Source organism: Burkholderia cenocepacia, from assembly GCF_014211915.1.
GTDB classification, from domain to species: Bacteria; Pseudomonadota; Gammaproteobacteria; order Burkholderiales; family Burkholderiaceae; genus Burkholderia; species Burkholderia orbicola.
Genome location: NZ_CP060040.1, coordinates 2,355,387 through 2,379,129 on the forward strand (window position 1 = coordinate 2,355,387; position 23,743 = coordinate 2,379,129).

Genomic DNA, 23,743 nt, shown 5'->3' on the forward strand with positions numbered 1-23,743 from the left:
CACGCCGTATTAAGATGCCGGCAAGGAGATCCGGCGATGCGCCTTTCGAAGATTGATCTGAACCTGTTCGTCGTATTCGAGGCGATCTACAACAAGCGCAACCTGACGCGCGCGGCCGAGGTGCTGAACCTCACGCAGCCGGCCGTCAGCAACGCGCTGGCGCGGCTGCGCAAGACGCTGAACGATCCGCTGTTCGTCAGCACGCCGGCCGGGATGATGCCGACGCCGATGGCCGAGAACATCGTCGGCCGCGTGCGCGAGGCGCTGCAACTGCTCGATTCGAGCGCGCACGAAGGCGACGTGTTCGATCCGGCTTCGTCGGAGCGCGTGTTCCGGCTCAGCATGAGCGACCTGACCGAGGCGCTGCTGCTGCCCGCGCTCGGCGAATTGCTGCAGACGCATGCGCCCGGCATGCACGTGCGCAGCTACACGATGGACCGCCGCGAAGTCGCGACCGCGCTCGCGAACGGCTCGGTCGACATCGCGATCGACGCGCCGCTGATCGGCGATCCGCATCTGCACCAGGCGCTGCTCGTGCAGGACCGCTACGCGTGCATGATTCGCGACGATCACCCGTTCAAGGGCGACACGCTGACCATGGACGACTACCTGTCGATGGGCCACATCCACGTATCGAGCCGCCGCAAGGGCAGCGGGCACGTCGACGCGGAACTGACGCGGCTCGGGCTGCGCCGCAACATCCAGATGCGCGTGCAGCACTACATGGTCGCGCCGCTGATCGCGATGCGAAGCGATCTTGTGCTGACGGCGCCGCTGCGGCTGCTGCAGCGCTATCCGGCGCGGATTCTCGAACTGCCGTTCGAGATGCCGGGGCTCGACTACTTCTGCTACTGGCATCGCAGCGCCGATCAGGATCAGGGCAGCCAGTGGCTGCGCGAGCAGTTGATGGCGTTGATGGGCGGGATGGGGGAGGTGCTGTGATGGGCGGGGTGTGCGCGTCGCGTGTTACCCCCGGCGCTTGCCGACTCAATACGAATCGTCGTCGAAGCGGGACGATGCCGGCCGGCGCTTCATGTCCTTCAGCCAGTTCCTGACCTGATCCGGGTCCTCGAACTCGCGCAGCGCGACGCTCAGGTCCTGGTTGCTCCGCTGCGTGCCGGCAATGTCGCGTGCCAGCATGCGCAGCACGGTATCGGGCGCAACCTTGGTGGACGACGCGATCCCGTACGTGCGCCGGAAATCATTCTCGACGTGCACGATCTCCTGATCGAGTTCGCGCAGCTGTTCCTCGAGGATGCCGTTGTAGCGCGTGAGCCGCGCTTCGCTGAGGCCGTCGATCGCACGCCGGTCGATCTGTTCGATCTCCAGCTGCAGTTCGAGCAGTTGCAGCAGGTTGCCCTTCTCGTAGGCATGGTTGACCCGCTGCATCAGCACGGTCTTGCGTTGCTGCTCCTGCGGATCGGGTTCGCGATCGGGATGCAGCGCGCTGGCCAGCTTGCGATAGATCTCGCGGATCGACTTGTTCGATTCGGCCTGCTCGGCTTCGATCCGGGCCTGCGCGGCCGATTGCTTCGGTGCCTTCTTGCGCTTCGCGCGCTGCGCCTCGCGGGCCGCGTGGGCGGCCATGTCGCGCTCGAACTGGGCGTCGAGTTCGGCCTGCATGCGTTCGGCGAGTTCGTCGGGCGACAGCGTGTCGAGATCTTCTGGCGGTTGCGGTTCGGGTTCCTGTTCCCGTCCCGGTTTGGCGGACTCGGGAGCGGCCGCTGCCTGGCCAGCGTGCGCGGGTCCTGCATGCCGGTTGTAGATGATCTTCAACGTCGCGTCGTCGCTGACGTCGAGCAAATCACCCGCCATATCCACGATCACGTCGGACAGCGTGCGCTGTTCGGCCTTGCTCAGGCCCTTCTGCAGGAACGCGTCGTCGAGCAGATGGATCAGCCGGATGCGCAGCGCCGTCGCTTCCTGTTCGAGCGGCAACAACCCATCGACGAACTTCTTCTGGAACGCCGGCATCACGGCTTCCCACGCGCCGAGCCGCTCGCGCCGCTTTTCGATCTGCTTGACGAGCGTATTGAACGTTTGCTGGGCTTTCGACAGGCTGGCTGTCTCGTGGCCGGGTGCGATGGCGACCGCGGCACCGCGACGTGCGGTCATGATGAGTGTCCTCCGGCCGCGTCGGGACGCGCGGCAGGCCGGTATTTTAGCCGCATGCCCGCGAGGCGGCGCGGAGTTGGGGGCTTCCTCCCGGCGACCGGCGGCGCGTCAGTGCGTCACGGCCGCCGCTGCCGGCGCGCCGGCATCCGAACCCGGTGCGCCGTTCGGGCCGTAGGCCGCTTCGGCGTGCTTGTGTTCGGCAAGGCGCTTCGCGGCCAGGCGTTCCTGCGCGGCGATACGTGGCCAGAGCGACCGGCCGGCCCAGCGTCCAGGCTGGACTCCTGATCGAGGCAATCGGTGTTACTTGTCGTGCGGCAGGTGGGTGCGCGCGAATGCCGGTCGATGCGGCTGCGGATCGACCGGTAGACCCATGGTCGACGCACGACGAACTGCCTGAAAGAATGGGTTGCGTGCGCAGTCGGCGCGGGCTGGAGGGTGGCCCTTCAATCGCCGAACAACTGCCCCTGTCCGGAGATCACGCGTTCGAAATCGTCGCGCAGGAACGGCAGGATCGCATCGGCGACGGGCTGAAGCTGGCGGCTCAGATAGAACGCATAGTCGATCGGCGAACGCATCGTTTCGAGCGGCTCGGGGCCGGCCGTCGTCATCACGTAGCTGATCCAGCCGCCGCGCTGATACTGCAGCGGCCGACCCTGTGCCTGATTGAACTCGTCAGCGATGCGTGCCGCGCGCACGTGCGGCGGCACGTTGCGCTCATATTCGCGCAGCGGCCGGCGCACCCGCTTGCGGTAGACGAGCTGGTCGTCGAATTCGCCGGCCAGCGTGCGCCGCACGTAGTCGCGAATGAAATCCTGGTACGGTTCGCGCCTGAACACGCGCCGGTACAACTCGCGCTGGAATTGCTGCGCGAGCGGCGTCCAGTCGGTGCGCACCGTCTCGAGCCCCTTGAACACGAGATCCTCGCCGCCGTCGGCCGTTGCCGCGAGCCCCGCATAGCGCTTCTTGCTGCCTTCTTCCGCGCCGCGCACGGTCGGCATCAGGAAGCGGCGGTAATGCCGCTCGTATTGCAGCTCCAGCGCGCTGTCGAGCCCGAACTGCTCGCGCAGGTGGGTATGCCACCAGCGATTCACGTGCTCGACGAGCGCGCGGCCCTTGGCGCCGGCTTCGTCGTCGTCATGCGCGTGGCCGAGCCACACGAACGTCGAATCGGTATCGCCGTAAATCACTTCGTAACCCTGAGCTTCGATCAGTTTGCGCGTGCGGTGCATGATTTCGTGGCCGCGCATCGTGATCGACGATGCGAGGCGCGGGTCGAAGAAGCGGCAGCCCGTCGAGCCGAGCACGCCGTAGAACGAATTCATGATGATCTTCAGCGCCTGCGACAGCGGCGCGTTGCGCTGCCGCTTCGCGTCGTCGCGGCCCTCCCATACGCGGCGCACGATGTCGGGCAGGCAGTGCGCGGTGCGCGAGAAGCGCGCGCCGAGAAAACCGGGCACCGATGCGTCGTCGCCAGGATTCGCGAGCCCCTCGATCAGGCCGACCGGGTCGATCAGGAACGTGCGGATGATCGACGGATAGAGGCTCTTGTAGTCGAACACGAGCACCGAGTCGTACAGCCCGGGCCGCGAATCCATCACGAAGCCGCCGGGGCTGTTCTGCCCCGTCACGTCGCCGAGGTTAGGGGCGACATAGCCGAGCCGGTGCATGCGCGGCAGGTACAGGTGCGTGAACGCAGCGACCGAGCCGCCGGTGCGATCGGCCGCGAGGCCCGTGACGCTCGCGCGTTCCAGCGCGAAGGACAGCAGGTCGGCCTTGTCGAAGATGCGCGTGACGAGTTCGCAGTCCTTCAGGTTGTAGCGCGCGAGCGCGGGCTTGTCGTGTTCGAAGCGGCGCTGGATCTCGTCCATCCGCTGGTACGGGTTGTCGATCGACTTGCCTTCGCCGAGCAGCGACTGCGACACGTATTCGAGGCTGAAGGACGGGAAGGTCCACGTCGCGGATTTCAGCATGTCGATGCCGTCGAGGATCAGCCGGCCGGCCGCGCCCGCGAAGAAGTGGTCGGGCTGCTGGCCGTGCGCGCGCCAGTCGAGCACGCTGCCGCCGCGCCCGAGCTTCAGCGGGATGCCGTATTGCTCCGCGTGCGCATGCAGGATGCGCAGGTCGAACTGCACGAGATTCCAGCCGATCACCGCATCGGGATCGTGCCGGTCGAACCAGTCGTTGAGCCGCGCGAGCATCGCGGGGCGGCTGTCGCAGTAGTCGAGGTCGAAGTCGAGGGTGCCTGCGCTGCCGCTCGCGTCGCCGTTCGGTGGCCCGAGCATGTAGACCTGGCGCTGTCCGCAGCCTTCGAGCGCGATCGAATACAGCTCGCCGTGGACGCTGGTTTCGATGTCGAGCGACACGCAGCGTAGCGCGGGGCGGTAACCGGTTGCGGGCTTCAGCTCGCCGCCGGTGAGCGTGCCGTCGCGGCCGGGCTGGCCGCGAAACGCCACGCATGCGGTGATGAAGCGCTCCATCGCGTAGCGGTCGGGCGGCTGCACGTCGGCTTCGTAGACGTCGACGCCGGCGGCGGCCAGCCGCTTCTGGAGCCCGGACAGATGCCGGTAGCGCTTGCAATAGAGGCCGACGACGGGCCGCTGCCGGAAGTCGCGTAGCGCGAGCGGGCGCAATTCGGCTTCGCGCTCGCCGGCCAGTGCGCGTTCGGCGAGTGCCTGCTGTTCGGCCGGGATGAACGCGACGGCTTCCTGCGGGCGCAACCGCACGCGGCGCGGACCGTGTTCGGTTGCCAGCCAGAACTCGATCTCGATGCCGGATGCGGTGTCCCGCCAGTGGCGGGTAAGGATGAAGCCCTGCTCGAACGCCGTCAAAACGCTTGCTCGTCGTGGATGCCCAGGCGGCGGATTTTAGCGCCTGGAAGCGGTTCGCGCCGAGAGTGGCGCGATGGCATCAGATGGCAGGAAGCCGGCGCGAGATGCGCCATCCCGTGCGGGCCGCATCGAGCGGCCGCAGCAACCAGCGGCGCGCAACGATCGCGTGGCGCTTCTGCGTGACGTATTCGTCTACGGCAAGTTCGAGGGTATCGTCACCGACGCGGGATAGTGTCGCGGTGGCGCCGGAGCCGTCCGCGAATTCGATGACGGCGGGGTGTGGTTTGGCGGTGCGCGGCGCATCGTGGTCGAGCGTCACGATGCTGCCCGGATAGAGGTGCGAATCGCTGGTACGCAGCAGGACGGCGGTGGGCATGGAAGGCGCTCCGGAAAACGCCGGCTTGGGCAATGTGTGAGCCGGATTCCGGAGCCTACCTGAAGGTGAGCGTTCGCGGGGTTATGGCGAGCGGCCGCCGGGATGGTCGGTGCCGGGGACCGGACCCGAACCGGCACCCCCTCAAACATGCCCCTCGTGCTCGATCGCCCCACCATGCGCCGCCCGCGTCACGACCCGCACCGGCACCCCTGACGCCCTGGCCGCCCGTTTCGCCCACATCGCCGTCAGAATCGGCACGAGAATCGCCGTCACGAGACACGCGGTCGCGACGATCGCCGTCGCCGCCGGCACCATCGGTTTGAACTTCGGAATCATCTCGCCGATGATCGCCGGGTTCGCGACCGCGGCGCCGGCCGTCGACGACGCGGCCAGCCCCGCCGTCCCGTTGCCGCCGCCCAGGAACCTGTCCGCGAGAATCAACGGCACGCCCGTCACGACGATCACCGCGAGCCCGAGCGCGATGCCCGGCAGCCCGCTTTTCGCGATCACGTTCAGATCGATGCCGTTGCCGAGCGCGAAGCCGAAGAACGGAATCAGCGGATGCACGCAGCGGCCGAACAATTCGCGCAACTCCACGTCGAGATTGCCGAGCACGAAACCGATCAGAAACGGCAGCACCGCGCCGACGAAGAGCCGCGTCTCGAACACCGCGACGCCGGCCGCACCGAGAATCAGCATGCTGACGAGCGGCCCCGATTCGATCGACATCAGCACGAACGCGCCGGCCTCTTCCTTGGTGCCGTATTGCTGCATCACGGCCGCATAGAGGCCGCCGTTGGTCATGTCCATCGACGTCGTGATCGCGAGCAGCGACAGGCCCGCGAACAGGCCGGTGCGGATGCCGTCGTCGGGGATGAACCGTGCGGCGATCACCGTCGCGAGCCACGCGACCACGATCTTCGTCGCGAGCAGCGTGCCCGACTTGCGCAGCACGACACCCGTCGCGCGCAGGTCGATCGTCGCGCCCATGCAGAAGAACCAGACGGCGAGGATCGGCACGGTGCCCGCGATCAGGCCGTTGGTGAACGAGCCGAAGTACTTGCCGGCGTTCGGTGCGAACGTGTGCACGCACGCGCCCAGCAGCATCGGCACCAGCATGAGCCCGCCCGGAATGCGGTCGATGGCCTGTTTCAGCTTCACGTCTCCTCCGTGGACGTCGATGCGTCCCGTTGTCGAATGATGTCTGCTGACTGACTATAGGACATGATTCGCAACGGTGGTCCGTTTTCGTGAATTTCGACGGTAGTCGTATCATCCGGACGCGGCCGGCGCCGAGGTGACGACTGTGACGACCGTCGCGCAGGATCGAGCGTATGCCGGCCGCGAACCGGCAAACCGGAAAAAACACTACGGCGCAGAGGGCGAATGATGAAAATGACGATGCGCATGGGCATCGCGCTGCTGGTGCTCGGCGCGAGCCTGGGCGCGAACGGCGCGCAAGCGAAGAGCACGGTCGATTGCGGGAAGCTCGATGCGGCCACGAGCGGCCCCGACGACAACGTCCGGCCGCCGGCGTCCGGCACGGTCATCGGCACGGGCCGCGCGTATTTCTACTCGGCGCCCGACGCGCAATGCATCACGAAGCGCACCTTCATCGTCCCCGGCGATTCGGTGACCGTCTACAAGTCGCACGGGCGCTGGTACGACATCATGTACGTGAACGGCAAGACCGGCGACGACGTCGAAGGGTGGGTCGAGCAGGGCCGCGTGCGCCTCGGCGGCCAATACGGCGCGCAGTAGTCGCGGTCGGCGGCGCCGCTACACCGTCGCCCCGGCGAAATCGCGCTGCAGGTGCTCCGCGCGCAACGGCCGCTGGTACAGGTAGCCCTGCGCGTACTGGATCCCGACCGCATGCAGCGCGCGATGCTGCGCTTCGGTCTCCACGCCTTCCGCGATGATCTTCAGGCCGTAGTGATGCGCGACGGCTGCGATTCCCTCGATCAGCCTCGAACTGCCGCTGTCCAGTTGCGACACGAACTGTCGATCGATCTTCACGTAGTCGAACGGAAAGCGCGACAGCATGTCGAGATTGCTGTGATGCGTGCCGAAATCGTCGATCGCGAATTTCGCGCCTTTCGATCGCAATGCATGGAAGATCTCGGTGGTGCGCGCGTTTTTCTCGAGCAGGATGCGCTCGGTGACTTCGAGCACCAGCGTGAAGCCGGGCGGCAGCGCGCGGATCGCTGCCTCGACGTCGGTCACGAACCGCCCGCGCTCGAGATCCTGCGGCGCAATGTTCACGGCAATGCGCAGCGGCGCGGACGGCGTCAGCGCGGTCAGCTCGGCGACCGCCGTGCGCAGCACGAACTCGGTGACCTTCGGCAGCACCGTGCTCGATTCCACCTGCGGGATGAACACGGCCGGGCTGATGGCCCCCACTTCGGGTGGTGCCAGCGCAGCAGCGCCTCGACGCCGACTGTCCTGCGCGTCTGCACGTCGACGATCGGCTGATAAACCACATGGAACTCGTCGCGCCTGAGCGCGTGGCGCACGGCTTTCAGCAACAGCCGCCGTGGTGCCATCGCGAGCAGGTAGGCGGCCATCACGAGGCTGTCGGCGAGCAGCACGATCGTCGCGCAGATCAGCCGGTAATGGCGCTGGACCTGTGACGCGTAGCGCGCCGATGCGATGACCGACACCGTGAACGGCCAGCGCTGCGAAGCGATCGTGCTGCCGCCTGCGGGGGCCGCTTCCGTTTCCGGCGAGAACTTCCCGTGCTGATCGAGACGACCTGCACCCGCGATCGACAGCGTGGCCGTTTCCGCCCCGTTGCCGGTGCCGTGGGCGAGTGCGTCGGCCACGTAGTCGCCCTCGATCACATACAGGACGCCCGCGCCGCGCGCGGTGGATCGGAATACGGACAACACCGGAATGCCATGCTGGAACGGCGTCTGGGGTAGCAGCGTGACGGCCATCGAGCCCGGTTCCGGCTCGCGCGCATACGCGGTGAGCGGCAGGTCGATCGAACCGAGCGCCGACGAGCACATGAGGCGGCCGTCGCTCACCAGCCCGACCGCACGCAGATAGCGCAGGCGAGTGCCCACTTCGGCGAGTGTCCGGAACACCGTCGCGCATGGCCGCCCGACGAGCGCGCTCAGCTCGTCCGCGTGTCGGAGGCGCACGCCGTCCAGGATGCGGTCCACCGAAGCCACGATGTCGTTTGCCACGGCGCGCTCGTTCGCTGTGACGGCATCGCGTGTGTAGCGGTCGGCCAGTACGATCGCGAACGCGGGCACGAGCACGCAAATGATCACGGCGGCGAGAAACATGACGCGCGGCCACGCGCCGCTGCGGTGGAAGAGGAGTGTCGAGCCGGGCGTGAGCGCCCGCAGCCCCGCGATTGCCTTTGGTGTTATACGCATGAGGTGGCAAGTCGAACCGGTCGATACACCAGCGGCACGCACGCCGCATGCCCGAGTCGGGCCAGGCGGCTCGCGCGCCGGTTTCGGATGCCTATCGATGCGGCCGTCGCTTGTCGCGATCGTCCATCGATCGGGCGGTATCCCTCAATAACATGCGTACATTGAGCATGTATATAGGCGCAGCGTATCGAAAAAAGCCCCGGCCGCACAGTGTGTGCAGCCGGGACGAAAGACACCGTCTCTTGGCACGAGGATGGTGCGCGGCAAGTATATGATGCGGCGCGCTATTACGAAATATTGTTGTCTAAAAATTGGTGCCGTTTTGTGATTGTGTCTCAAAAAGAAACATTTCCGCGTGGCCCGCTTTCGGCGGTCGGCCGCGAGGGTGTCGAGCAGGAGCTTTGCGATGGAAGAAAATACCGCGCCCAAGGTCATCGTGAGCGACGGCGCCGCCCTGGCGGACGGCGGTTCGCTGTGGATCAGGATTTCGGTGGACGGACAGGCCCAGGACTATTCGCTCGATCGCGCACTCGCATCGCGCGGTACGCCGCGCTACGACAGCATCCGCAGCGCGCACGGCGTACTGTCGAACGAAGAGCGACGGGAGTTGCGGGTGCTGCTGGAGCGCATCGCCGACCCCGCGATGTGGGCCGGCATCGTCGACACGTTCATCCAGGTGCTGAAGCGCTCCGACGCGTGATGAACGATGGCGTGCCGGGCGAGATTCAGAAGTCGTTGCGCATCTTGTGGAGCAGGCCGCCGGGTGACTGATGCGTGTCCACGGCAGTGAGGACATCGGTCAGGAACCACGGCAGGTTCAGCTGCGTGTTGGAATCGCCGACGCAGACGCGGATCGGCGGCGCGCTGGAGGGGGCGTGGGTGCCTGGTGCGGCGTCCCGCGACGGCACGCAATTTTTCGCGTATGCCCGAGCCGGCACCGGCGGCGCGACGGCACCCGAGGGCGCACCGGCGATGGCCGGCCCGCTGATGGCGGCAAACAGGGTCAGGGCGGCGGCAACGGCGACGCGTTTCATGAGGATTCTCCGGCGATGCTCGTTCGACCATGCGGGCCGGTGCGAGTTCGTGCGTGCGAGAGGCGTGTCACGTGCCCGAACGGGCCGCTTGGCCGCGTGCGACGCCGATCGCCTGCCCCGGTCGTCGGCCGCGCCGCTACCGCGGCGCTTCTCCCGTCCGGCGTCGAAAGGCGCGCGTCAACGCGCTCGCGCATCCCGTCACTGATACCCGTAACACTGCTTCAGCCCCGCGTAGTCGTAGAAGTGGCTGCCCGGCGCGAGCTTCGCACCGTCGCACGCGGCCTGGAAATCCGTCTCGCGCTCGTTGTACAGCATCTTCACGATGAGCCGCGACCCGTTGCGATAGACATCCCACTGCATGTTCGCGGCCATCGGCGAGACCTGGTCGCCGCGCCACGGATTGTTCGCATACGTGTACGTCTGCGCCTGCGGCGTCGGCACGAACACGTTCTTCAGGTTCATGATCGACGCGAACGGAATCACGATCTCCGCATGCGTGAAGCGCAGCTTCGCGGCATGCGTCAGGTCGCCGCGCGCGATCGCATCGACTTCGCCGAAGAAATCGTCCTGCAGCACCTTCGCCATCCGGTACGTCACCGGGTTCGCTTCCTGGATGCCGGGCCCCTTCTGGTAGTAGTCCTCGGCATCCTGGAGGTACGCGAGATACTGCGCCTGCTCCGCGCCGATGTACTTCTCCATCGTCACGCCGCCGGTTTCCGCGGTCATGGCCGGCGCGACCTGCAGCAGGTTGTACAGCACGTTCACCGCATCGACTGCCGTCGCGATCTTCGTCTTGCCGTCGCCCTTCAGCGTGTTGGTGAACTTGCCGTCCGTCGACGTGAACGCATAGGTGCCGGTGTTCGCGAACGTGTAGCCGTCGGAGCCGAGCTTCGCGATGAAGGCCGGCGACACGAGCGCGGCCAGCACCGTTTGCGCGACGTCGGCCGCCTGCGGCGCAGCCTTGATCGCCTTCAGCTTCGCGGCCACCGTCGCGTCGTTTGCATAGGTCTGGTACGCCTGGCTCGCCTGATAGGTCGCGTAGTACGGATCGCTCGTGTCGGTCACGAGATCGGTGGCCGGCTTCAGCGAGTGGAAATACAGCAGGAAGCGGTTGGTGCCGGCCGGCTGTGCGACCGGTGCGCTCGCCGGATAGCCGGCCGGCGCGGCCGGCAGCGTGATGGCCGGCGCCAGTGCCGGCTGCGCGGCAACCAATGCCGCCGAGAAATACGTCGAACTGTCGACCGCGCGATCCTGGCCCGAGTTGACGACGACCACCTGCCGGTTGCCCGTCGCAAACAGCGCGGGCAACCGCTGCGCGAGACGCGCGGCGAGTTGCTGATGTTCGCGGATGCCGGTTTGCGTGAGGTTGCCGTATCCGGGTGTCGAGATGCCCTGCACGCCATAACCGAGCAGCGCATTCGCCTTCATCATCGCGTACGTGTCGGCCTTGAGCTGCGCGCCGAGCGCGGTCAATGCGCCGTCGGCCTCGGCCTTGACCAGCATCGCGTAGATCGCGCCGTCGTACTTGAAGCCCGACAGCCCGCGTGAGCCGTGACGGGCGACGAGTTCGGTATAGACCGGTGCGTAGCCGGCCGGCGGCGCTTCGTACGTTGCCGCGTCCTGCTGCGGGCGGTACGGCGTCTTCGTCTGGTAGTAGGTCGCGGGAGCCGGAGCCGGCGTGGGCTGAGGTTGCGGTTGCGGTTGCGGCGCGGGCGTCGTGCCGTTGTTGTCGGCCGACGTGGCGGGCTGCGTCGAGTCATCCCCGCCGCAAGCAGCGAGCAACAGGCAGGCAATCGTGAGGGCGGCGGCGGTGCGGGTCGGGCGTGTCATCGTGGCGGGCAACGGACGGGACGATGCGCATGTGCGTCGTCCCGTCTCCGGGGGAATGTGGTCGAGCCCCGAAGTGTTGCAAGCGACTTTGACAGCAGAATGTCAGGATGCGGTCGGACAATCGTCGGATGGCCGCCGAGTCGACGATGACGGCTGGCCGCTGCCAGCCCGTGTGCTGGCGTTCAGTGCAGCCCGGCCGATGCGATCGAGCGCACCGTATCTGTGATGTTCACGCAGCGCGACAGGCCGAAATGCTCGGCTTCGCGGCGTTCCGGTTCGCTGCTCGCGATCCCGACCGCGCGCTCCGGCGGTACGCCGAGCGCTTGCAGCGCGACATCGAACGGATGCTGATTCGATCCGGAGTCCTGTTGATCCGAATCCGTGACGACGACCGAGAAGCGGTCGAGGTTCGCGCGGCCGAACTGGCCTTCGAACATGTCGCTGAGCCGAGCGGCCGGCAGCGTCGTGACGAGACCGAGCCGATAGCCTTCTTCCGATGCCCGGTCCAGCCACTGGATGATCGCGTCGCGTTGATGGCGCGATTCGCGCGAATCCGGTGTGGCTTCGATCTGCGCGAATGCTGCGTCGAGACGGGTGACGATGGCTTCGATGACCACGGTGATTCCTTTTCAGAAACGTGATGATCCGTTCGCCGACGGGAATGCCACACACCTTAGCGTCGATCCGGAAAATGCGACCAATTAATATTTTTCACCGACTCATACGATTCGGCTAATGAATGGGGCGGCAAGCCAGCGCGGGCGCGGGATGCGTGTCGCGCGGCATGTCCCGCATGAATTGCATCGTATCGGTCGCGTTCAACGTGATGCACCAGCGTGGCGCACATTGTGAATGCATCGAGTACATGCATATGGAAAAACGGCATATCGAGCGATGCCTGCCCGATATGCCGCGTCGTGATGCCGTGCGCGAACAACTGCGATCAATGCAGCTTGATCGACGGCTGATGGCGGCTTTGCAGCCAGTGGCTCAGCGACTGGAACAGCGCGCGCTTCATGCCGACCACGCTGAACAGGTGCTTGCGATACAGGAACTTGTACAGCCCGATCGCCGCCAGCCCGTCGACGATCAGCGAGCGCGAGCGCCCGCCGATGTCCGCCTGATACACGGCGCCCGCATGCCCGAGCGACACGACGGTGCCTGCATCGCGGAACGTGAAGCCGGCCACCGGCTTGCCGGCGACGCGCCGCGCGAATGCATTGACCAGATACACCGCCTGCTGATGAGCGACCTGCGCGCGCGGCGGCAGGTACCCGCCTGCACCGGCCGACGGGCACGCGGCGCAGTCGCCGAACGCATACACGTGCGGATCGTCGGGCGTCTGCAGCGTGTCGGTCACGATCACCTGGTTCGAGCGGTTCAGCGCGATGTCGCCGATGCTCCGCAGCATCGCGGGGCCCGCGACGCCGGCCGCCCAGATCGTGATGTCGCTTGCGAGCCGTTCGCCCGTCGCGGTCGTCACGGCGTCCGCGCCGACTTCCGCCACGCGCGTATCGGTCAGCACGTCGACGTTCAGCGCACGAAGCTGCGCGTGCATCTTGCCTGACAGCCGTTCGTCGAGCGCGGGCAGGATGCGCGGGCCGCCTTCGATCAGCCGGATGTGCACGTCACGCGCGGACACCAGTGCCTTGAAGCGGTACGTCGTCAGTTGCTGAACTGCATGGCGCAGCGCGGCGGCCAGCTCGACACCCGTCGCACCCGCACCGATCACGTTGATGCAGATCGGCGCCGCGCGCCGTGCGGGCTGCTGCTCGGCCAGATGATTCGCCTTCGTGCAGGCAGCCAGGAACTTGCGGCGGAAATCCTCGGCCTGGTCGAGGTTTTCGAGCGGCAGTGCATGACGCTCGGCGCCCGGCACGTTGAAGAAGTTCGTCACGCTGCCGACTGCCAGCACCAGATCGTCATAGTCGAGCGTGCGCTGCGGCAGGATTTCCGTGCCGTCCGCATCCTGCACGGCCGCGATCGTCGCCGTGCGCGCCGCGCGGTCGACCCGCTGCAGCGCGCCCTGCACGAAGCGGAAGCCGTGGCGCTTCGCCTGTGCCGCGTATTCGATCGTGTGGGAGGCCGGATCGCGATGGCCCGATGCGGCTTCGTGCAGCAGCGGCTTCCAGAAGTGCGTCGGATAGCGGTCGACGAGCACGACGTCGGCCTGCCCGCGGCGCCCGACCGTATCGCCGAGGCGCGTCGCGAGCTGCAGGCCGCCGGCGCCGCCGCCGACGATCACGATGCGCGGCAGGCGCGGTGCGCGGTCTGTTGCAAGGGTGGGCGTGGTGTTGTCCATGTTGGGCTCCCGCTGAATGACGATTCGGATGACATTGCTCAAGAACCGACGATATAGTTTCGAACCCACTCGAACAATTTAATGTTTATAAGCGACTCATATGTATTCAATTATAGGAAAGACCGCGACGTTCCGGCAGTTGAAGGCGCTGGACATGATCGCGCGGCTCGGCAGCGTGTCGCGCGCGGCCGAGGAGCTGAACCTGACGCAGCCGGCCGTGTCGCTGCAGGTTCGCCTGCTCGAGGAGGCCGTGGGCGCCGCGTTGCTGCAGCGGGTGGGGCGTGGCGTGCAACTGACCGCGGCCGGCGAGATCGTGGCGCGCTACGCGCGCGAGATCCTGCATCTGTGGAGCGAGGCCGGCGACGAAGTGGCCGCGCTGACGGGCGATCTCGGCGGCACGCTGCGGATCGGCGCGATCACGACGGCCGAATACCTGATCCCGCCGCTGCTCGTCAAATTCACCGCGACGCGCCCGCACGTGAAGACCTATTTCAAGGTCGGCAACCGCGACGACATCATCCGCATGCTCGCGACGCATGAAATCGATCTCGCGGTGATGGGCAGCGCGCCGAAGGAGCTGCGTACGCACGCGGTCGAGTTCGCGAAGCATCCGATGGTGTTCGTCGCGGCGCCCGGCCATCCGCTGATGCAGCGCAAACGTGTGGCGCTAAAGGATCTCGAATCCGCGCACCTGCTCGTGCGCGAACGCGGCGCGGGCACGCGCTCGACCGTCGAGAGCCTGTTCAAGAACGCGGGCCACCGTTTTCATGTGGGCTCCGAACTGTCGAGCAACGAGGCGATCAAGCAGATGGCCGAAGCCGGGCTCGGCGTCGCGTTCCTGTCGTTGCACGCGTGTGCGCTCGAACTGCGCACGGGGCTGCTCGGGCAACTGCCGTTTCCCGGCAATCCGATCGAGCGCGAATGGTACGTGGTCACGCTCGCCGACCGGCGGATTTCGCAGGTGACGGGGCTGTTCCGCGACTTCCTGATCAAGCAGGGCGCGCCGGTGATCGACGGCGCGACGGTGGCGCCGCACGAGCGGCGGCGCAAGTAGGCGGCGTGTCGACCGGTTGGTCAGACGAGCCCGAAGTCGTCGTTGCTGTCGGGAATCGACGCGAGCAGCCGTTCGAGCCGGTACCAGCCGACGATGCGCAGGCCCCACGCGGCGATGGCGGTGCGTGTGTTGCGGGCGTTGGGGCCGGATGAAGGACGGGCGGCGGACGGCGCGCGCGCGATGAACGCCGCGCGCTGCGGGCAGGAATGGGGCATGACGGGCTCCGTAGGTGTCGGATGAGGCGATCGTAAGCGCCTCGGCGCCCGGCGGCGCGCACGCAAGGATCGTCCCGAGCAGAAACGGATGATCTTTTTCTGTTCGATTCAGCGGCGGCCGCGCAGGGCCGGCGCGCCGGCCCGAAACGCGTCACAATGCGCGTTCGGCACCTGATCTGGTGGAGACCATCAATGAGCGATCCGATTCTTGCCGCGCCGACGGACAACGGCGTCCCGGTCAGTCTGCGCTCCAGCCGCGGGCTGGGTTGGCGTGGCTTCGGCGCGTCGCTGCTGGAGATTCGCGCGGGTACGTACCGGATTCCGGCGGCCGAGCATCACCGGATCGGCGTGCATATCGGCGCGCCGGTGCGCGCGGATTGCGTGTGCGACGGCGAGCGCGTGTCGCGTATCCAGGCGCACGGCGACGTCGACGTGATTCCGGCCGGCCTGCCCGGCCAATGGACCGACAGCGCCGACTGCCGGATTCTGCACATCGCACTCAGCGACACCTTCGTGCGGCGCACCGTCGAACAGCTCGAACTGAAGCCGTCGCACGCGCAGATCCGCCGGCGGCTGCAGGTGCGCGACCCGCGGCTGCAGCACATCGCGTGGGCGATGGCCGCCGAACTCGAAGCGGAAGACGCATCGGACCCGCTCTACGCGGAGAGCCTGTGCACGGCGCTCGTCGCGCGGCTGGTCGACGGCCAGCCCGCGTCTCGCGAACGCCGGCGCACGCTGGCGCCGAAGGCGGCGGCGCGCGTGATCGACTATGTCGAGGCGAATCTCGACCGGCGCATGACGCTGGCCGAGCTCGCGGCGCTCGTGTCGATCAGCGTGCCGCATTTCAAGGTGCTGTTCCGCGAAACGCTCGGGATGCCCGTGCACCAGTACGTCGTGCGGCGCCGGGTGGAGCGCGCGAAGACGCTGCTGCTCGAAGGCCGGCTCAGCATCAGCCAGATCGCGCTGGAGGCCGGGTTTGCGCATCAGAGCCACATGGCGAACTGGATGAATCGCATGCTCGGGGCGACGCCGACGGAGATAGCGCGGTCAGGCGTGCGGGGTGGGTTGCGGCTGGCGTATGACGGTGAGGATGGCGGGAAAGACGCATAACGCAACAGCGGTACATGGGCGTTGCGTTTGATCCAAGGGCAATTGTCCAACAGGTGGTTGGACGATTGTCGCGTTCGCCTTCTCCGGTTTTGACGCGCTTGTATCGGGGAGCACGCATGGTTGGCGTATTCAGCACGTCATCTTTTCCTGCTCGATTCATCCCTCCGTGCGCGCCTTCCCGGCCGCGCAACCCGACAATCACAGCACCTTCATCCCTCAGGAGCGAATCGTGTTCGTGATCTTCGGAGCATCCGGCAACGTCGGCCTGGCCACCGTGACGACCTTGCGCAACGCAGGCCATTCCGTGCGCGCGGTGCTGCGCGACGCGCGCCATCGTGAACGTTTCATGCAGCTCGGCTGCGATGTTGCGATCGCGGACCTGACGGACGCGAACGCGATCGCCGCGGCGATCGACGGCGCGCAGGCGGTGCAGATACTGTGCCCGGTGCCGGCTGCCGACCCCGATCCGGCCGCGACGATGACGCGGACGATCGACGCAGCGACTGCCGCGCTCGCCGCGAATCCGCCGCCGGCGCTGCTCGCGTTGTCGGATTACGGCGCGGAGCTTGAAGGCAATACGGGTATCACGCGCCTGTTCCATGACTTCGAGGCACGGCTGAAGACGATCCCGACGCGATTGACGCTGCTGCGCTCGGCCGAGCATCTGCAGAACTGGGCGCGCGTGCTGCCGGTCGCGCTCGGTACCGGCGTGCTGCCGAGCTTCCATCATCCGGTCGGCAAGGCGTTTCCGACGGTCTGGGCGCCCGATGTGGGCATCGTCGCGGCGCGGCTGATGCTCGATGCGCCAGAAGGCGGCAGCGGGCCGCGCATCGTCAGTGTCGAAGGGCCGCGGCGGGTGAGCGTGACGGCGATTGCGGAAACGTTGGGCGCGGCGGCAGGTCGCGTGATCGTCGCGCACGCGCTACCGCGCGATACGTGGAGCGCGACGCTGCTGCGCGCCGGGCTCAGCGAGCGTCATGCGCAGCTGATCGTCGACCTGTACGACGTGCACAACGCGGGGCGGATCGATGTCGAAGCCGACGTGTCGGAGCGGGTGTACGGGACGACGACGCTGGAGGAAGCGCTTGCTGCGCTGGTGCGCGCGCATGCGGCGCCGGCGTGAGGTGGGACCACCGGCCGTCAGTCGCATACGAGGTTCGCCGGCGAGACGCTGCCTGGTCGCCGTGCGCGTCGACTTCCGAATCTATTCCAGGCCATTCGCCTGATCCCATTGCGCAAGAAGCTCGGCCGGAATCGCGTTGACAACCTCGACATAGCGTTTGCCAACGCACTGTTCAGCGCGCTTCAGCAATATCGGGATAGGGCTGCTTGGTTCGTTCGCTTCGAACCACTGACGCGCCGTACGGATCAGCGTCAGCGCCGCCCGGCGGTCCATCGGCATATGTTCGATACACGTGACGGCAGTCGGCACGTGTGCGTCGGCGATGAACTTTTCATGTGCAAGCATTGACCGAATTGCTTCACCGTGTCGCCTACTGCCTGTATCCACGCTTTCAATATCCTTCACGAAAGCGTGTGTGACGTTGGAAGCCGCTTCGGTGCCGTCATCCTCGACATTTGACAGCTGCAGCAATCGAGTCAATGGCGAAAGATCGGGAAGATACGCCTCGAGATGCGTAGCAGCCCACATATCGATCGCGGCAAGATTTGAGATCGTCTGGGCGAACGCGCTCATCATTTCCGGCTGTCGGATCCGGAGGTCCTGCAACTGCTGGATGACCGAATCGGGCGCGAGCGCATCCGCCGAGCGCGGGTGGGCAAAAGCGCGCTCGACATCGCGCATCTGTAGACGCGCGGCGGTCGACTTCATCAGCACGATCTCCCGGACATCGGCCAGCAACCCGTCGGGATCCGTCAGCGCCTGTAGCGCATTCATCCGCATTTCCAGTGCCGCGCCGCGATCGTCATCCGTGCTCGCCTGAGGGTGAATGCCGTCGGGAAATGCCTGCAGCAACGCCGCGAGCAGCCCTGTTCCTTCCGCCAACCCCGACGGACCGCCGAGGCGCGTGCGACAGCGGGCGTAGAGCACCGCGACACGCATATCCTTCGTGCGCAGCATCAACCTGCGGCAGTTGCGTTCCAGCTCACTCCAGTTGAGTGGATCAGGTGATCCGACGAACGCGCCATACTGCACGTCCGGTCTTGACGCGGCTTCAGCGAAAAGCACTACGAAGTCGTGGTCATACTCGAGATCCGAGCCGCATGGCGCGTCCTCGCTTACCGGCGTCAGCCAGTCGACGTGCGTGGTATCCATCGCGGTGGGCCGGCTCGGTTTCGCGGAAGCGGCCGGTGGTTTCTTGCTCATGGTCGGTCAGTTCAGGGGGCGGGTCGGACGGCGATTGAAATGGCGCGCGTAACGTTCTGGTTCGAACCGCATGCCAGTAATGGGTTTGCGCTGGTCCGGGCGCCCGAGCCATCCGGACCAGCCCATGCGTTGTTGACCACCCATCACCGCCGGCGGCGCACTCTCAGGCTTGATACGCAACTCGAGCTCCCATTCCAGTTCGTAACCGACGAACGTCCGCACCCATTCGACAAGCTGCGGCAGATCCTCGCCCTGAGGCGTGAAGCGCAGATAAGCGTCGAGATCGAGCGGGCCAAGGACGATTCGAAAGCGGTGCTGACGATCCGGCGCGACGCGTCCCAGTATCGCGCCTTGTCCCATCGTCGCGGCGGCGCCCGGGCGGCCCATGCGGCCGCAATCGTCCGGATCGATTGCGATCCAGTGGAACACGTTCTCGTCAATCCCAACCGGTACGCCAAAGTAGCGTTCAAGCGTCGCTCGCAATCCGTCAGGATTGCGCGATTCGCGTATGAGATGCGCCGAAGCGGCGAGGCACGCATGCGAGGGGAGCGCGCGCTGGGTGATTTCTCCGACGTCCAGTCCCGCGAGGCTCGCGATGTAGAACGAAAATCGCTCGTCGTGCTTTCGATCGAGTCCCGCGGTCGATTGAGCCGAAGCCCACGCCCGATAGAACAGCGTGAAGTAGCGGTGATGGAAGATGTCGAAAAAATCGACGGTCGTCGTGTCCCGCCGGCTGTCCTCACGATCCTTCGCGATCTCGGTGAAGTGGATCGGTAGCGGACCATTGGGACCGAGCATCCCGAGACTGAAAAGCCGCAGCTTTAATCGTCCGTCCGTTTGTTCCGCGCTGGCGACTTCTCGCGGAGCAAAGGCGAGGCTCGGCTGCTGGCCAAGCCGGAAAGGCTCCGCACCAGGCCGGCGCGCCATGCCGATCGAATCGATCTCGGGGTTCGCACCGATGCGTCGCAATAGCGACAAAAACCCGAACCGCCATGGCTCGGCTTGCAAGGATTCGAGTGTCTCGCGCGACAGCATGCTGTCGCGCAGCAGTGCGGGCAGGGTGGCGCGCTTCATCACAGCACTCCGCGCGTACCCGTGCGTACGGGCCAGCGTGCGATACGGCCCCGCTGCATCGAGTGCAGTTCGGTCTGCGTAAAGCTGTTGATCGACACGTGCCGCGCAAGCCAATGCTCGAGGATCACGCCGAACAGATAGGGGCTTATCCCCGAGAAGTCGGTCTCGTCGACAGTCAGTGTGCATTCGATGCCGCGCCCGAATGTCATCGGGCCGTTTTGCAGCAGTTTGCGCGTCACCGGACGCGTCTTCACGCCGACGAGGCTTTCGACTTGTCGGGCTTGTCCGGAATTGCCCTCCACGACGTACAGGCGCAGCAGATTACGCAGCCCTTGACCCCCTTCACGGTGATCGAAATCGTCGAGCGGCAGATAATTGAAGTTGAGCTGCCGGATCAGACGCCATGCCATTTCCCGTTCGGCATAGGGCGGCAGCGGCGGGCTCGGCGGGCGAATGAGGCCGATGCTCTCGACCGGTGCGGATTCGGCCGTGTCCAGGTCGTCGATACCATTGCGCGGCACGAGCGTAGCGAGATCGCGGTTTGTCAGCAGCGCATCGACCGACAGGTAGCGGATGTTTTCGTGATACGGCGCTTCGTTCTGGTCGACGAGAGAGAGAAACACTTCCGTGCCGATGTAGGGTGTGCGCGTACCGTAACGGCGGGCGGAATCGGACACGAGACGCCGCTCGCGTCTCGCCGAAAAGTAGCGGCCGTGGTTGCCTGCGTCATTGTTCAGCGTTTGGTAGAGCGGGCGGAACGTGAGTTCGTCGGATGTTGCGGCCACGCGGCCGTATACGGTCTCGACTGAAAACACCTCGTAGTCGAGCGGTGCAAGCCGTGTCGGTACCAGATGAAACTCGGTTTCCCGCGGCGTGATCTCGATCCGGTCGGTATGTTTGCTGAAGAGATTGATGACGGGTGTGCAGAACAGCGCGAAGCGCGAGGCGTCGACGAGGTTTGCCAGTTGAGCCGGCGAGCGGTCGAGCAGCACGACGACCTCGACCTCCCTGCCGTGTACCGTCGAAAACCCTTCCGCGAGCCCGTTCAGCGCAAAGAACCAGAATCGGGCCGGGCATGCGAAATACTCGTGCAGCAGGTTATGCCCATGGAACTTGGTCCATGTGAGCGGCAGCAGATTCTGGTCGGTGCGCAGCCCTTCGTGTTCCACTGCGTTACACGTCACCACTGCGAGCGGGCGCCCCGGGACGCCGAACTCGCCAGGCGTGCCGATCACGGACGCGACGGCACCCGCATGCAGCAGCTCGAACAGGTGCGATGCAACCTGCTCGTCGCCGGCGAGGTAGACCGGAAGTCGATCGAGCCCCTTCAGATCGGAGATTCGGACGTCGCCGGTGGTCGCCAGGCGTAGCCGCAGTGCGCCCCGCACTTGCGTATCGGGCGGCGCGTAGCGCTCGAGGCCGGCGATGTCCGGAGGAACGCCCGTCAGGCGGGCCTCGGTGATCGTCAGCGGCCACAGCACCACGTCCTGACCGCTCGTGAATTGGCATGCCGTTCTTTCGCCATCGGGAACGCGGGCGGTAAACGCAGTGCCGCGCGCAATTCGATATCCGTTCGCGAGGCTGCCCTCCGTCCCCCGGGATGCAGGCGGGCGACCGCAATCGACGGCGTGGGTGCGACGTAGTTCGGATAAACGACTTCGAGCAACCGTTCGGTAAAGCGCGGGAATTCTGCATCGAGCTTGAGCTGCATGCGAGCCGCCATGAAGCTGAACGACTCGATTAGGCGCTCGACGTAGGGATCCGCCACTTCGCCCGCCTGCATGCCGAGCCGGCGGGCGATCTTCGGGTGTGCATGCGCGAATTCAGCCGCGAGCTCGCGCATGTAGATGAGTTCCTGGTTGTAGTAGTCGAGCAGTCGCGGGTCCATCGGAATGGTCTCGTTATCGTTGTGGCGTGCCGTGCTTAACTCGTGCGCAGGCCGGTGATGCGAATCTCGCTGGTTTCGAGATCCAGCGAGCTCTGCACCATGAACTCGAGCGGATATGGATCCATGTGAATCAGGCCGCGAACTTCGAACGCGAGGACGTTGTGATGCTCGCCGGCGCCGCCGCTGCCGGGACGTGGGGACACCACCAGAGAGGCCGGAATCAGCCGCGGTTCGAAATCGGCAATGGCCCGCCGGATTGTCTGTTCGACGTCGTTCCAGTGACGTGATGCGATAAAGGTCCCCGCAAGGGGCGGCACGCCGAAGTTCACGGTCGACGCAGCGACTTGCGGGTGGCGGCTCCGATCGATCTGATCCTCGATGCTGGTTGTGTTGAGCAGGTAGGCGAGATCGCGCTGCACGATGTCGCGCATCTGTTTACGGGTGACCGTGTATTCTTCCGGCGCCTCCGTGCTTCGGTGCGGTGCATCGTCACGCAGCCGGTCAAGCAAGGTCGGCATCAAGTGCGTATTGGCGCGCCGCGGTGCGCGGACGGCGAGCGAGTCCGCGGCCTGCGGCACTTTCCTGCGCTCACTCATCGGTCGGCTCTCCTGTCGTGGCGCTGTTCCCGATACCCGCGCCGAACTCCGCGGTTGCCAGTTCGAACAGCCCGAAGTCGCCCCGATTCGTCGACCAGGTCTTTTGTCCAAGCGCCATGACGCCGGTTCGGCCGTGCTCCTGCCAGAACGTTTCGCGGCCGACGCGAGCGGCATCTGCGCCGGCCTCCGAACCCGGATATCGCGCCGGCATGAAACCGTGAATGATGGCGCCGTCGCCACGCGTGAACGTGCACGGCGCCCAAACCAGATCGATGACGTTCGTCGGAGGTGGCACGCGCCATGACGCCAGACCGGCGAACGGAATCCAGCGATAGTGCCCGGCCACGATGATTTCGCAGACGGGGCCGAAACGGGAGTCGCTATCGACGATCCAGGCTACCGCACCCTGCGGGATGCGCGCCGCGACGGTCAGCGCGGCATCGAAGGCCGCTTCGCGCGCGTCGTCGGCTACGTCGGTCCGTCCCGCCGCGGCAAGCTGCAGTGCATTCACCAATCCGTCGATCCACGCCGGCTGCTCGAATATGAACCCTGGGCGCTCGCGCCCGTCAACCACCTGCTTGCGCCGGCATTCGGCGCGGATCAGGTCGCGGTAGACCTGCGCGGTTGCCGTTTGCACGGGGTCCAGCGTGGCCCATGTCTGTAGTTGCCGGATTGCACGCGCCCATTCCCCCATGACGCACAACAGCTGGAACAGCGCCCATCGATGGGACGCGATGGCCGGTTGCGCGCGCACGCTTGCGGAAATTCGTTCGATCTGCTCGCTGAGCGAGGCATCATCCAGACGAACGAGAGCCGGCGGACGGGAAGCGATAATCCGGGTCAATCTTCATCCTTGCGCAAGGGTGCGGACAGCGGGCTGTCGATAGTCAACGCGTGGTGTTCGCGCCGTGTTAGAGCGGGGGGATGTTGCGCGGCCGTCGCTCGAAAATCGGGAGGGGCAAACAGAAGCAGGATCTCGGGAACGGGTTCGTCGTCCGGCAACGGGCCAGTGTGTTCGTCAAGTCGCTCGAATACGTCCTCGAGCGTGCGACCACCAAACAGTAGCGTTTCGATTGAATCGTGATCGCGACTCGCATCCTGACACTCCAGCGAATCGAGCGCGGTCGTGCGCGTTGCTGGCTCCGCCGCCGCTGCGATTGATCCCCATTCAGCGGTAGCGGCCGTGTGGGGATCGGCCAGCGCTCGCCAATACTGGGCGTGCAATGTATCGATCAGCAAGTCGGTGGTGTCGGACGTGTCAATGGAAGCGTGGGACGAAGGATCCGAATGTCGCGCGACGCGTTCCGTGCCGCCGATGCCGAGTCGACCGAGCAAGTCGTCGGCACAGGGCGACGCGGATGATTCGCCTGTCGGAACCGCCGGTTGGGCAGCAGCAGTGTGGCTGGGCCGTGCATGATCTTTGCCACGCGCGAGCCTCGTGTGCGACACGTCCGATTGACGACACCATGGCAGGCGAGGGGAACGCATCTGGCTGTCCAATGATGAGAAGCCCGAATTTTAACCATGAGTTTCGGTCGATTTTTATTGAGATGAAAATAATCTATTGGGTGAAGTCGAATGGAGAATTTTTGGGATGAATGGCGAAATGTAA

General features: G+C 65.8%; 20 protein-coding genes and 3 pseudogenes. 6 read left to right on the forward strand and 17 right to left on the reverse strand.

What is annotated here, in order from left to right:
• Positions 1–36 precede the first annotated feature (36 nt).
• Entirely contained in the window at positions 37–942 is a 906-nt protein-coding gene (locus SY91_RS27000) for a LysR family transcriptional regulator (protein ID WP_023474875.1), read from the forward strand.
• 45 nt (positions 943–987) lie between these two features.
• On the opposite strand, the gene SY91_RS27005 is transcribed toward SY91_RS27000, so the two are convergent.
• The 5 genes and pseudogenes from SY91_RS27005 to kdgT all read right to left on the reverse strand — a co-directional run bounded on the left by SY91_RS27005 (position 988) and on the right by kdgT (position 6,480).
• A complete protein-coding gene (locus SY91_RS27005) occupies positions 988–2,115 on the reverse strand; it encodes a J domain-containing protein (protein WP_023474874.1) in 1,128 nt (375 codons plus the stop codon).
• A gap of 108 nt (positions 2,116–2,223) precedes the next feature.
• Positions 2,224–2,352, reverse strand: a pseudogene (locus SY91_RS35230) (DUF4148 domain-containing protein); the annotation flags it as partial.
• A gap of 206 nt (positions 2,353–2,558) precedes the next feature.
• Positions 2,559–4,943: a DNA polymerase II gene (locus SY91_RS27010; RefSeq protein WP_023474872.1), complete on the reverse strand. Its 2,385-nt coding sequence runs from the start codon at positions 4,941–4,943 to the stop codon at positions 2,559–2,561.
• A gap of 79 nt (positions 4,944–5,022) precedes the next feature.
• On the reverse strand, positions 5,023–5,319 hold the full coding sequence (locus SY91_RS27015) for a hypothetical protein (protein ID WP_023474871.1): 297 nt from the start codon (positions 5,317–5,319) through the stop codon (positions 5,023–5,025).
• A 141-nt stretch (positions 5,320–5,460) separates the two neighbouring features.
• A complete protein-coding gene (gene kdgT, locus SY91_RS27020) occupies positions 5,461–6,480 on the reverse strand; it encodes a 2-keto-3-deoxygluconate transporter (protein WP_023474870.1) in 1,020 nt (339 codons plus the stop codon).
• Positions 6,481–6,708: 228 nt separating this feature from the next.
• On the opposite strand from kdgT, the gene SY91_RS27025 reads away from it, so the two are divergent.
• Positions 6,709–7,080: a hypothetical protein gene (locus SY91_RS27025; RefSeq protein WP_052334982.1), complete on the forward strand. Its 372-nt coding sequence runs from the start codon at positions 6,709–6,711 to the stop codon at positions 7,078–7,080.
• A gap of 18 nt (positions 7,081–7,098) precedes the next feature.
• Here SY91_RS27025 and SY91_RS27030 read toward each other — a convergent pair.
• Positions 7,099–8,702, reverse strand: a pseudogene (locus SY91_RS27030) (EAL domain-containing protein).
• A gap of 406 nt (positions 8,703–9,108) precedes the next feature.
• On the opposite strand from SY91_RS27030, the gene SY91_RS27035 reads away from it, so the two are divergent.
• Positions 9,109–9,402 carry a hypothetical protein gene (locus tag SY91_RS27035; RefSeq protein ID WP_023474867.1) on the forward strand — a complete coding sequence of 98 codons (294 nt, stop codon included), beginning with the start codon at positions 9,109–9,111 and terminating at the stop codon, positions 9,400–9,402.
• 25 nt (positions 9,403–9,427) lie between these two features.
• Here SY91_RS27035 and SY91_RS27040 read toward each other — a convergent pair whose 3' ends face one another.
• The 4 genes from SY91_RS27040 to SY91_RS27055 form a co-directional block, all read right to left on the reverse strand.
• Complete coding sequence (locus SY91_RS27040; RefSeq protein ID WP_023474866.1) at positions 9,428–9,736, reverse strand: hypothetical protein; 309 nt, start codon at positions 9,734–9,736, stop codon at positions 9,428–9,430.
• A 198-nt stretch (positions 9,737–9,934) separates the two neighbouring features.
• Positions 9,935–11,566, reverse strand: a complete 1,632-nt coding sequence (locus SY91_RS27045) for a histidine-type phosphatase (RefSeq protein ID WP_023474865.1) — start codon at positions 11,564–11,566, stop codon at positions 9,935–9,937.
• 182 nt (positions 11,567–11,748) lie between these two features.
• Entirely contained in the window at positions 11,749–12,183 is a 435-nt protein-coding gene (locus tag SY91_RS27050; protein ID WP_023474864.1) for a hypothetical protein, read from the reverse strand.
• A gap of 326 nt (positions 12,184–12,509) precedes the next feature.
• The gene (locus SY91_RS27055; RefSeq protein WP_023474862.1) at positions 12,510–13,868 is read right to left on the reverse strand and encodes an NAD(P)/FAD-dependent oxidoreductase; all 1,359 of its coding nucleotides are present in this window, start codon (positions 13,866–13,868) and stop codon (positions 12,510–12,512) included.
• A gap of 100 nt (positions 13,869–13,968) precedes the next feature.
• On the opposite strand from SY91_RS27055, the gene SY91_RS27060 reads away from it, so the two are divergent.
• On the forward strand, positions 13,969–14,922 hold the full coding sequence (locus SY91_RS27060; protein WP_023474861.1) for a LysR family transcriptional regulator: 954 nt from the start codon (positions 13,969–13,971) through the stop codon (positions 14,920–14,922).
• Positions 14,923–14,942: 20 nt separating this feature from the next.
• On the opposite strand, the gene SY91_RS27065 is transcribed toward SY91_RS27060, so the two are convergent.
• Complete coding sequence (locus SY91_RS27065) at positions 14,943–15,137, reverse strand: hypothetical protein (RefSeq protein WP_023474860.1); 195 nt, start codon at positions 15,135–15,137, stop codon at positions 14,943–14,945.
• Positions 15,138–15,329: 192 nt separating this feature from the next.
• Between SY91_RS27065 and SY91_RS27070 the strand changes: the two genes are divergently transcribed.
• Both SY91_RS27070 and SY91_RS27075 read left to right on the forward strand, forming a co-directional pair.
• Positions 15,330–16,247 carry a helix-turn-helix domain-containing protein gene (locus SY91_RS27070; RefSeq protein WP_043886543.1) on the forward strand — a complete coding sequence of 306 codons (918 nt, stop codon included), beginning with the start codon at positions 15,330–15,332 and terminating at the stop codon, positions 16,245–16,247.
• Between the two features lie 229 nt (positions 16,248–16,476).
• Positions 16,477–17,370 (forward strand): NAD(P)H-binding protein, encoded by an 894-nt coding sequence (locus tag SY91_RS27075; RefSeq protein ID WP_043886596.1) that lies wholly within the window; start codon positions 16,477–16,479, stop codon positions 17,368–17,370.
• Between the two features lie 81 nt (positions 17,371–17,451).
• On the opposite strand, the gene SY91_RS27080 is transcribed toward SY91_RS27075, so the two are convergent.
• The 6 genes and pseudogenes from SY91_RS27080 to SY91_RS27105 form a co-directional block, all read right to left on the reverse strand.
• Complete coding sequence (locus SY91_RS27080; protein WP_043886542.1) at positions 17,452–18,573, reverse strand: ImpA family type VI secretion system protein; 1,122 nt, start codon at positions 18,571–18,573, stop codon at positions 17,452–17,454.
• Positions 18,574–18,579: 6 nt separating this feature from the next.
• On the reverse strand, positions 18,580–19,647 hold the full coding sequence (gene tssG, locus SY91_RS27085) for a type VI secretion system baseplate subunit TssG (RefSeq protein ID WP_023474856.1): 1,068 nt from the start codon (positions 19,645–19,647) through the stop codon (positions 18,580–18,582).
• Positions 19,647–21,535: pseudogene (tssF, locus tag SY91_RS27090) on the reverse strand (type VI secretion system baseplate subunit TssF). The gene tssG and the pseudogene tssF overlap by 1 nt, the downstream one beginning before the upstream one ends.
• Positions 21,536–21,570: 35 nt before the next feature.
• Positions 21,571–22,131: a type VI secretion system baseplate subunit TssE gene (gene tssE, locus SY91_RS27095; RefSeq protein WP_023474854.1), complete on the reverse strand. Its 561-nt coding sequence runs from the start codon at positions 22,129–22,131 to the stop codon at positions 21,571–21,573.
• Positions 22,124–22,975, reverse strand: coding sequence for a type VI secretion system accessory protein TagJ (locus tag SY91_RS27100; RefSeq protein WP_052334980.1), 852 nt, complete (start codon positions 22,973–22,975; stop codon positions 22,124–22,126). The genes tssE and SY91_RS27100 overlap by 8 nt, the downstream gene beginning before the upstream one ends.
• Complete coding sequence (locus SY91_RS27105) at positions 22,972–23,466, reverse strand: TagK domain-containing protein (protein WP_185921232.1); 495 nt, start codon at positions 23,464–23,466, stop codon at positions 22,972–22,974. Before SY91_RS27105 ends, SY91_RS27100 begins: the two co-directional genes overlap by 4 nt.
• Positions 23,467–23,743 lie beyond the last annotated feature (277 nt).